This window comes from Paraplanobispora siamensis, from assembly GCF_016863175.1.
GTDB lineage: Bacteria > Actinomycetota > Actinomycetes > Streptosporangiales > Streptosporangiaceae > Planobispora > Planobispora siamensis.
Map to the genome: position 1 here is coordinate 1 of NZ_BOOJ01000111.1, position 9,903 is coordinate 9,903.

Here is a 9,903-nt window from a genome sequence, read left to right on the forward strand (position 1 = left end):
TAGCTGGCCCTGCCCGGCCAGCAAATGCACCAACCGACGCGTAGCAGACCTATCACCGGCACCGGCCCGGACCCGCAACTCCTCTACCTGGCCCTGTCCGGCCAGCAGTTCCGCCAACCAGTCGGCGGCGTACTCATTACCGGTATCGGCCTGCACCCGTAACTTCTCCACCTGGCTCTGTCCGGCCAGCAAATGCACCAGTCGGTACGCAGCAGGCCCATTACCGGCATCGACTGCGCGGTGCAGCACCGTGATCGCCTCTTCCACCTGGCCCTGTCCGGCCAGTAGCTCCGCCAACCAGTCGGCAGCGTACTCATCCCTGGCATTGGCCCAAGCCCGCAACTGCTCCGCCCGGCCCTGTCCCGCCAACCAGTCGCTGGCGATTCCACCACCGGTATCGGCTTGCCCCTGTAGCACTGCGATCGCCTCCTCTACCCGCCCCTGCCTGGCCAACAGCTCCACGAGGCGGTCGGCGGCGGACCAATTCCCGGCATCACTTGCGCGGTGTAACAGAGGCTCGGCATAGCGGTATAGAAGGCGGTAGTAGGCGTTTGCCCCGACGCGAGCTTGATCGCCTGGGTCGATCAGGTAGTCGATCAGGGCCTGCCAGGTGACGGCAGGCACTTTGGCCATGCGACGCTCAGCGCTGGCGTGCTGGAGTAGATAGTCGGCCACGATATACCCGGTGATCTGCCCCATCTGTGCCGCGACAGGAGTCAGGGCGGCGGCCGCGCCATGCAAGGTTTCGGTGGCATAAGCCAGACCGGTTTCGAACCAGTTCGATGAGACGGCCGCTTTCTGGCGCGGGGTGCAGTAGCCGGGGGCGGCCGCGCGCAGCAGCTCGGCGCTCAACGGTGCCTGCGCGCCCAAGCGGGCGGCATCGATAGCCGCGGTCATGATGGCTTTGGCGTACGGGCCGGCATCGCACCAGCGGGAGAGAAGCTGGGGCGCGGCGGCAATCACCTGGGTCATGCCGTAGTCGGTCGATTCCAGCGCCACGGCGATGCGCCGGTCGGTTACCGCAGCCTGGCGGGCGCGCTCGTGCTCGGCCGGGCTGAGTTCGGATGCGATGCGTACGATCTCGGCCAGCTTCAGTACCTCACGCTCAATCGGGTAGAGGTCGGGGCCGTCGGCAGGTGGCCGAGTGATGTAAGTGCTGTAGCGCTCCGGCCACAGCGTGGCCACCAGCACCGCGCCGGCATCCAGCAGGGAGCGCACCAGAGCGGCGGTCAGGCCGCGCTCGCCGGCCAGATAGGTCTGCAGCTCATCCAGCCATACCACGGTGTGAGTCACCGGCTGGGTGGTCAGTGCCTGCAGGGCGGCGGCATCGGCCGGGTGGATCAGCCACCAGGCCGGCATCAAGGCCTGAATCGCTTCGAACGCGCAGCGGGTCTTGCCCACGGAGGATTCACCGACCAGTACCACCAGGCCGCCACGGTCCATGGCTTGGCGGATCTGGTGCCGCACTCCACTGGGCGCGGTGTCGATGTCACGCTCCACATAGAGCGACAGCGCTCCGGTGGCACCTTCCACCTCGATCGCCGCGTGCACACCCAGTCGGCGTGCGATCGCCTTATTCACCCGGACTGCTCCGGCCGCGGGCGGGTGCTGGGTCAATGCCCGCTGTCGGGCCTGCTGCCAGGCCTCCCGCTCGGCTTTGGGAACGTCGCAGGCGCGCAGGAACAACTCCAACGTCTCGCGGGTGGGCCGGCCTTTGGCGCACATGTCGCTGATAGTCGTGGACGGCAACCGCTCCGGCCGTACCTTCTTGTCCAGCTCTCCATAGGACAGACCGCGTGCCCGGCGTAGGGCCGTCAGCGCCGCGGCAAGCTGGTCGGGAGTGTCGATCGTCTCCAGGTTGGGGATCGACTCGTGATCGGTGGGGGGCATCAGCTCTCCGGCAAGGTCGACGACCTCAGCGTGCGGGTGTTCGGCCGAACCACCGGACAGCGGCGAATACCCCCGCACCTCACCACTGCGCAATCCGGTGTTCGTCCTGACCAGCGTCCCCCTATTCGGCCCGATGCGCACCGGATCCATCCGGTGCGCATCGTATCGGCTGCCGGAGTTGGCGGCGTGCGCTGCTGTGGAGGGTGTCACCACGGTCCGGCCGGCCACCCCACCTCGATCCTCGCCAGGAGTCGACCATGCATCACCTCGCCGAGTGGCTTCCGCTGATCACTGCGGTCGTCAACATGACTGCGGCCACCCTCCGCTTCACCACCACCCGCCGCCAGCAGGCTCACATCACCGATCCTGCTCCCGGTGCTCCAGCGTCCGGATCGGCGCCGTGCCGCTGTACCCAGCCGGGCCACCAGTAAGAACAAGTGGGGGAGCCGGAGCTCCGGCTCCCCCACTAACAACCAGCCGGGTTTATCGCAAGTCAGCGTGGCGGCCAGCAGGCCGATATTTCGTGCTCCGCTCTGTCACGATTCGTCATCACCAGCGCCTGACACCACCTCGGCGCACTCTCGGCCCGGCAGCGTAGATCTGTGACGATTTGGGGTGTGCTCCTGCGCCGTATGCGGACTTATCCGATGGCTCGGAGCATCGGGATAATGCTCATCCTGGCGCTAGTGATCATTCTGGCCTGGGTCTTAGGCCCGGGCGCAGTCTGGGTCTTGGAGCACATCGACGGCGTCACCTCCTTTACCGGCCAAAGTGCTGCCAAGGATCGGGCCGCCGCCTTGGACGCGGTGCGCGGTCGAGCTTTGGCCATCGCCACCGGTCTGATCGCTCTAGGGGCGGTGTACTACACCGCCCGCAATGCCGACACCGCGCGCCAGGGCCACATCACCGACCGCTACACCAAAGCCATCGACCAGCTCGGCTCCGACAAGCTCGACATCCGCCTGGGCGGCATCTATGCCCTGGAACGCATCGCCCGTGACTCTCGCCGCGACCATCCCACAATCATGGAAGTTCTGGCTGCCTTCATCCGTGAGCACTCCCGAAATGCGCCAACGCCAGTCCCGGCAGCCGACCCTGCACCTGCCTCCGCACACCCGCCGCTCTCCTCACCGAGGAAAGTGATTTTGTTGGTGAATAGCAGCAGCGTTTGTCGGTCAGTTTCGACAGCACTTGAGGGCTGATCGGGCCCGGAATGTCGATGACAAGTAGCAGCACCTGGAGGCTCGACTACTCACCTTGCGCGTCTGGCTGGTCAGCCGCGATTGAAGGTCGTTAAGGCGTGTCTGGCAAGCAGACGGCGCCGACATCAGCTGTGGCGGGCCATCTTGATGGCTGAGATCAGCAAGACGATGGCCAGGACAGGGATGAGGACCAGGTCCGGGATGACGCCGACCAGTAGACCGCCCGCCAGCGCGCCGGTGATCGAGCCCGCAGTCATGACCGCGACGAAGCGCAGATTGGCGCGCAGCACGGCGAAGCTGCCGTCGCGGCTGTAGCGGGCGAAGGCGACCAGCATGGTGGGCAGGGAGACCACCAAGGACAGGCTGCCGGCGGTCTTGATGTCGACGGAGTAGAGCAGCACGATCGTGGGGATCAGGAGTTCGCCGCCAGCGACGCCCATGATGGCCGCGACCACGCCAATGCCGAACCCGGCCATGACCCCGGCGACGGCCTGCGCCGAGCCGGGCAGGGTCAGCGTGCCCAGGGCGGTGGTGTGAGTGAGCACCAGGGCGGCGGCCATGAGCACCATCAGCGCCGCGAGCACCTTGTAGAGGGTGGCGGTGCGCATCCGGACCGCCCAGGAAGCGCCCGCCCAGGCCCCGAGGAGACTTCCGGCCAGCAGGTTGGCCGCAACGGTCCAGTGCGCGGCCAGCTCGGCGAGCGAGACGGCGGCCAGTCGGGCGGGCAGCGCGGTGAGCACCACGATCAGGCTCATTGCCTTGTTCATGATGACCGCCGCCAGGGCGACAAAGCCGAACAGGCTGATCAGTAGCGGAAGCCGGAACTCCGCGCCGCCCAGGCCGATCATCCCGCCCAACACGCCCACCGCCGCGCCGGCGGCGAAGGCCAGTGGCAACGAGCGCACCCCATGGGCGGGCACGGCATCTTCGTCCAGGGCCATGCCGATCACGCTCCCCACCAGCCTTGGTCATGCCTCGGGAGGTCATTGTTGCGGAGCCGATAGCCGTGACCGACGGGCAGGGGTGTCTTCAGGCCAGGGGACTCGGCGATAGTGGCGTCCTCACTGAGATCAAGCCTGATGACGATCTCCTGAGGGCTTTGGCAAGGGTGCATCGAGCGTGGTCATGGTGAGGGCTCCTGGCTGGTCGTTGGGGCTCTTCCTCGACGCGGCGACGATCGCCGCTGCTCGTCCCGCGTCAAGATCGTTCGTCCTCGGCTTCGCCTGCGGGCGCTGCATCTTGACCCGCTCCTCCCCGCGGCGGGCCAGGCGTTGTCGAGGACGAGCCAGGAAAAGGATCAGCCGGCGGCCTTGCTCGCGGCGGGGGCGGCATCAGCTTGGGCACGAGTCTGAGCCAGCCGGTAGGACTCGGTTCCGGTCTCGATGATGTTGCCGCCGTAGGTCAGCCGGTCGACGATGGCCGCGCAGAGCCGCGGCTCGGTAAATGTCTTAGTCCATCCCGAAAATGACTCATTTGAGGCGATTGCAACACTATTGGTCTCCTCGCGCTCGGTGAGAACTTGGAACAGCAGTTCGGCTCCGTGCCGGTCCAGCTCCATGTAGCCCAGCTCGTCGATGCATAAAAGGTCGACGCGGCCGTAGCGGGCGATGGTCTTGGTCAGCAACTTCTCATCGGCGGCCTCGACCAGCTCGTTGACCAGCTTGGCGGCCAGGGTGTATTTGACCTTGAACCCGGCCATCGCGGCCTCGGTGCCCAGCGCGATCAGCAGGTGTGACTTGCCGGTGCCCGAGTCGCCGATCAGACACAGCGGCAGGTGCTTGCGCACCCAGTCGCAGGTGGCCAGGGTGTGGATGACGGCCGGATCGACGTTGGAGTTGGCCTCGAAGTCGAACTCGCGCAGCGATTTCTGCCGTGGGAAGCTCGCCAGCTTGATCCGCCGCTCGGAGGCCTTGCGGGCGCGGTAGTCGCATTCGGCCATCAACAGCTCGGCCAAGAAGCCCAGATAGCTCATCTGGTTGCGGGGGGCGGTGGCGGCCAGCTCGACGAACTGGCCGCGGATGGTCGGCAGGTGCAGCCGCTGGCAGGCCTGATAAATCGAGGCCTCGGCCGCTTCCTCGGTCAGCGCGCGGCGGTGAAAGGTGGTCATGGCAGCTCTTCCTCGGAGGCGGGCCGGCCGCCGGGTCGGCGGCGCAATAGTTGGTCATAGACGGCCACCGACGGCAGCGGCCGGGGGTCGGGCGGCAGCTGAGCCAGCCGCCGGGTGGTCAGCGAGATGACCGCGGGCTCATCCAGCCAGGCCAGGTGCTCGGGCCGATCCGGTGACGGCTCGACGGCGGAGGCATCGTCGGCTTGGGCGATCTTGCGGGCTTCCAGCGCGACGACATCGGCGCTGAGCGCGCCCACCGTCAGCGCGGCGGCGATGCCGGCGACCACATGGGCATGGGCCATGTGCCGGTGCAGCAGCAGCACCTCGATCAGCTCCCGGGTGCCGGCGGCCTCGCCATGGGCCTTGCGCGCCGCGGCCCACCAAGCCTCGTGCGTGGCGGTGAAGGTGCCGGCGGCCCGGGCCTGTTCCAGCGCGCTGGACCCGGCCAGCGCGCCGGGCTTGCGCACCAGGGCCTCCAGGTAGTGATCCAGCACCAGCCGAGACCCGCCCTTGGCGATAAGGCGCTCATGCCGGGCGACCTCGACGCCCTTGTGGTAGACGACCAGATGGGAGGCGAACAGCATCACCCGCACCTGCTGACCGGCCAACCTGACGGGCACCGAGTAGCAGTTGGTGCGCACGTTGATCTGGCTGTGCAGATTGACCCGCGGGGTGAACAGCCGGCCGATCTCGAACGGCTCGGTGGGTAGCGGCTTGAGCAGCGGTTGTTCGATGGCGAAGCGCTCACCGATGGTCTGGGTGCGCATGCGGATCCGGCGCCGCTCATCTTGCCGATCCCAGCTATCGATCTGGGCGTTGAGTTCGGCGATCGAGGCGATCTCGGGGACGGGGGTCAGGTGATTTCTGCGGAAGTAGCCGATCTGCCCCTCCACGCCGCCTTTTTCATGGGCGCCTTCCAGACCCGGGCGGCAGTAGAAGGGCTCGATCCCGGCCCAGCTGCGAAAAGCGACCCAGCGTTCGCTTTCCACCCGGGCGCGGGAAAAGCCCAGCACCTTGGCGACGGCGGGCTTGAGGTTGTCATAGCGCACATGGCCGAACGGCAGCCCGCCCAGCAGCGTCATGGCGTGCACGTGGCCCTCGAAGAAGGCCTCTTGCGAGCAGGTCAGGAACGCGCGGTGGATGGCCTTGCCCGACCACGACAGGCGGAAGGAAAACAGGAAGCACTTGGTCATCTCGCCGGCCAGGCGAATCCACACCGCCCCGAAGTCCACCTCGGCCTCGGCGCCCGGGCGATGGCTTTGCTCGATGAAGACCTGGGGCGGGTCCCGGCCGGCTTCTAAGCGGATTTCCGGGCGGCGCAGGCGGACGTAGTCTCGAACCATCCCGTACGACACCTGGTCGGCCTGATGCTCTTCCAGCAGCCGGTCGAAGATGCGCTGGGCGGTGTGCCGTTGCTTGCGCGGGGCGTCCAGATCGGCCCGCAGCATCTGATCGATCAGCGGTTTGAACGGATCCAGCCGTGAGGAACGAGGCGGTATCGGCTTACGCGGTGCTGGCCAAACCGAGGCCAGGGCCTTTTCGATCGTGCGAAAGCCCACCCCGTACTTGCGCTGCAGGGCCCGAGTGGCCAGGCCCGCGCGGGAGTCGCGGCGGATCGCCGCATACAACTCGACCTTGGTCTTTGGTTGCATCAGCGCCCCCTCACCTGCGGAGCACACTCATCGTCTCACCGCAAGCCCAAGAGCGCTGCTATTTCTCACCGACATCGACTCTCGGCCTAAGCGATCGCTGTCGCAACTGACCGACAAACGCTGTCGTCATACACCGTCATAACCAGAGGAAAGTGGCCACCGATATTCAGGCCGCGCTTACCGTCATCGGCCGCCGCGTCATCGACCACGACCGACCGTTCTCACAGATCGACTTGTCATACGCGAGCCTGGCTGGCGCGCACCTGAGCGGCGCGAATCTGACCGGAGCAGATCTGAGCGGGGCGGACCTGAGCGAAGCGAACATGTTCAGCGTGAACTTGACCGATGCGCACCTGCGTGGCACGCACTTGGCGGAGGCAAGGCTCGTCGTTGCCCGATTGAGCCGTGCATTCCTGGCTGAGGCGGACCTGACCAAGGCGGACCTGACCGGCGCGCGCCTGACCCGCGCGTTTCTGATCAACACGAACCTGGCCGAGGCGGACCTGACTCGCGCGGACTTCACCAAGGCAGACTTGACCGGCGCGAACCTGAAAGGCGCCATCCTGACCGATATTCGTGCTTTTGACATCCGCCCCAAGAACGCGACTCTCATCCGCGGGATCGTTTCACCAACGCCCGCCACCTCTCCGGTATCAGGCGGCTCAACCGACAACTCGGATCGGGAGGCCTCCGGTCTGTCCGCGGCCGAGGAAGATCACACTTAGGAGGGGTCGGCTCCGAGCCCCAGGCCTTGTTATACCTCAGATCTCGAGAATTTTGATCTTGTACGTTTAGGGACGTACTCGTGTGAGGAAGATCACGTCCGGTGCACGGTCGTGGCCGTACACAAGCCCCCTCCCTCCCCCATCATCCGGCTCGGCAATTACCGAACAAGGGAGGCGGCCATGGTGCCGGACCGGATCGTATTGGCGTTGTTGGCTGCTGCCGTTGCGGCAGCCATCGGGGTAGGGCTGATGCTGGCCACCGGAGCGAGCTGGCCAGCTGCGCTGCTGACCGGCCTGCCGTGGGGGGCCGGGGCGTTCCTGGTATGCGTAGTGCGGCGGCCGTAGGGCGTAGATGATCTTGCCGTAGCCGGCTCCAGACGATGGCAACACGGAGCCGGCGAGGGGCGTCATGGTGGGCCGATGCCCTAGTGGTGGCATGATCCTAGGTCCTCAAATCCGGCTGGCTATGAGGAAGATCGCGACATGACGAGAGTGCCTTTACTATGTAGATTTGCAGTTTCGCCGCATCACGACACGGTAGCCGTGCGGGCTAGCGACGGTCTTTCCGCATGCGCCTATTTCTCTATGCAGAGAGGCTGTTATGGGGCTTCTGGCCTATGGAGGTGGCCGCCAGCGGACGGATGGCCCAGCACTTTGTGATCACCTCGATCGCTGCTCCGCATGGTATTACCCTGAACCCCTACCTTCGGTATGACCATGTGGGTACGCTTCGGGTATGGCGAAAGAGAAGACGTCCGTGAGTATCGCCCCTTGGATCTTGGAGGCGGTGCGCCGACACGCTGAAGCCCAGGGCGTCAGCGTCTCGACCATTCTGGAGCGCGGCGCGCTGCGCGAGATCGCCGCAACCCACTCGGCGGCCGCGCGCGCCGCGGTGTACGGGGCCGGCGCGGTGGCCACTCAGGAGGCCGAGGAGCGCGCCGCCGCCGAGGACATCGCGTGCGCCGCCGAGCAGCGGCGCTCGGGTGAGGCGGCGTGAGCCATCGCTTCGGCGAGCTGTGGACGGTCCAGCTCGGCGATCGCGAAGAGGTCCGGCTGATCGTGACCGGCGATTTCTACCACACCTTGTACGGCGACAACGTGTTGACCGCGTTCGTGGTGGAAGCCGACATGGCCCATGCGCTGACGGCGTTCGTGGTCGACGTCGGCGCGGGCCGGGCGGCGATGGTGGATCGCATTTCCACCGTGGCGGCCTCCCGGTTGAAGGACAAGGTCGGCGATCTGCCCGAGGGGCAGCTGGCCGCGGTGCGCGGCATGCTGGCCACGATCTTCGGGCTGACCGGCTGAACAGTGTCGGCCGTCGACCGCTATACGTCCCAAGATCGAAGGCCTCACCTATCCCCGGTCTGCCGGGTCATGCGGCGTGGTACGGCCAGGAGGACCCTCGCCTGCTGGCATACGTGCATTTCTACATAAATATATGTGGTCAGGTAGAGGCCTGACCTGCAGCAGGAAGCACCACCAGGGGCGAGTGTTGGCGCGGCTCGGTGGCGTGTACGGCGTCCAATCGATCGCTACAGCGTCGAGACCACAAATCCGGCACAGTCCTGGGATGATTGCAGGTCGCGCAGATGATCCCGGCACAGAAATCGGGTGCGATCCCTATGCCGTTGCTGTCTTCTTTCTTGAAGATGTTTCCGGCTTCCGCTGCAGCCGTTACCGTCCCAGTATGTGGGAGTTCGCGTTATGGGGGTTAGGTGGAGGCCTAGCCGTTGAGATCTTGGATTTTGTTAAGGCGGTTCGTCGCGTCGGTGGTTGGCCGTGGAAGGGTAAAGGGGAGCCCGGCTTAGGGCCTTACTCGCTTTCGGTGTTCGGACGCTGCGGGGCGAGTGCCCTACTGGCTGGGGCAGCTGGCGCATCGGTGTTCGGCATGAGCGCGATCGTTGCGGTGGCCCTGGGTGCCGGGGCGCCACTCATTATCGAAAGACTCAGCCAGCAAGTTCCCCTAGCAGGAAATATCGGTATGGATATACCACCGGCTTCCCCTCTGGAGGCGCCGCCAACCGGTGCAGAAGCTCCCATGGAGAGCCGCCCTCTACAGGTGGAACGAGATGAGAGAGATGCGAGCTGACTCGTTAGCTGGACGAATCGTGATCGCCTTTGCCCGGACGTCGCCAGCTTTTGCTCCCGATTCTGCCCTGCCTGATCATCTCCGGCCATGGACACGTTGGCTCTTGGCATGGAGGCGGACAACACCTGCGTTTCGTGGTTTGGCCTTATCGCCTGATGCGGCTTCCTACAAAAGCACGGTCCCCGTTGCTGAACCGTCAGCGGACTCTAGGAACCTAACTAGTGGGAATTTGAGCGGC

8 protein-coding genes are annotated in these 9,903 nt (G+C 65.8%); 4 read left to right on the forward strand and 4 right to left on the reverse strand.

Translation table 11 applies throughout. The features are described 5' to 3' along the window. Positions 1-2,040 (reverse strand): helix-turn-helix domain-containing protein (locus Psi01_RS42450; RefSeq protein ID WP_204069878.1); only part of this gene is annotated, 2,040 nt, incomplete at its 3' end. Positions 2,041-2,558: 518 nt separating this feature from the next. On the opposite strand from Psi01_RS42450, the gene Psi01_RS42455 reads away from it, so the two are divergent. Beyond that, positions 2,559-3,092, forward strand: coding sequence for a hypothetical protein (locus tag Psi01_RS42455; protein ID WP_204069879.1), 534 nt, complete (start codon positions 2,559-2,561; stop codon positions 3,090-3,092). Between the two features lie 125 nt (positions 3,093-3,217). On the opposite strand, the gene Psi01_RS42460 is transcribed toward Psi01_RS42455, so the two are convergent. From Psi01_RS42460 to istA, 3 genes are all read right to left on the reverse strand, one after another. Next, positions 3,218-4,033, reverse strand: coding sequence for a sulfite exporter TauE/SafE family protein (locus Psi01_RS42460; RefSeq protein WP_204069885.1), 816 nt, complete (start codon positions 4,031-4,033; stop codon positions 3,218-3,220). A 356-nt stretch (positions 4,034-4,389) separates the two neighbouring features. Then, positions 4,390-5,199 carry an IS21-like element helper ATPase IstB gene (gene istB / locus Psi01_RS42465; protein ID WP_204069880.1) on the reverse strand — a complete coding sequence of 270 codons (810 nt, stop codon included), beginning with the start codon at positions 5,197-5,199 and terminating at the stop codon, positions 4,390-4,392. Further along, entirely contained in the window at positions 5,196-6,851 is a 1,656-nt protein-coding gene (istA, locus tag Psi01_RS42470; RefSeq protein ID WP_204069881.1) for an IS21 family transposase, read from the reverse strand. Before istA ends, istB begins: the two co-directional genes overlap by 4 nt. 152 nt (positions 6,852-7,003) lie before the next feature. Here istA and Psi01_RS42475 point away from each other — a divergent pair, with 152 nt between their 5' ends. From Psi01_RS42475 to Psi01_RS42485, 3 genes are all read left to right on the forward strand, one after another. After that, positions 7,004-7,576: a pentapeptide repeat-containing protein gene (locus Psi01_RS42475; protein ID WP_204069882.1), complete on the forward strand. Its 573-nt coding sequence runs from the start codon at positions 7,004-7,006 to the stop codon at positions 7,574-7,576. A gap of 757 nt (positions 7,577-8,333) precedes the next feature. Next, entirely contained in the window at positions 8,334-8,573 is a 240-nt protein-coding gene (locus Psi01_RS42480; RefSeq protein ID WP_204069883.1) for a hypothetical protein, read from the forward strand. Then, a complete protein-coding gene (locus Psi01_RS42485; RefSeq protein ID WP_204069884.1) occupies positions 8,570-8,881 on the forward strand; it encodes a type II toxin-antitoxin system PemK/MazF family toxin in 312 nt (103 codons plus the stop codon). Before Psi01_RS42480 ends, Psi01_RS42485 begins: the two co-directional genes overlap by 4 nt. Positions 8,882-9,903: the final 1,022 nt, after the last annotated feature.

Coding starts and splice junctions, on each gene's coding strand:
- Psi01_RS42455 (WP_204069879.1), top strand. CDS start 2,559: ATGCTCATCCTGGCGCTAGTGATCATTCTGGCCTGGGTCTTAGGCCCG.
- Psi01_RS42460 (WP_204069885.1), bottom strand. CDS start 4,033: ATGGCCCTGGACGAAGATGCCGTGCCCGCCCATGGGGTGCGCTCGTTG.
- istB (WP_204069880.1), bottom strand. CDS start 5,199: ATGACCACCTTTCACCGCCGCGCGCTGACCGAGGAAGCGGCCGAGGCC.
- istA (WP_204069881.1), bottom strand. CDS start 6,851: ATGCAACCAAAGACCAAGGTCGAGTTGTATGCGGCGATCCGCCGCGAC.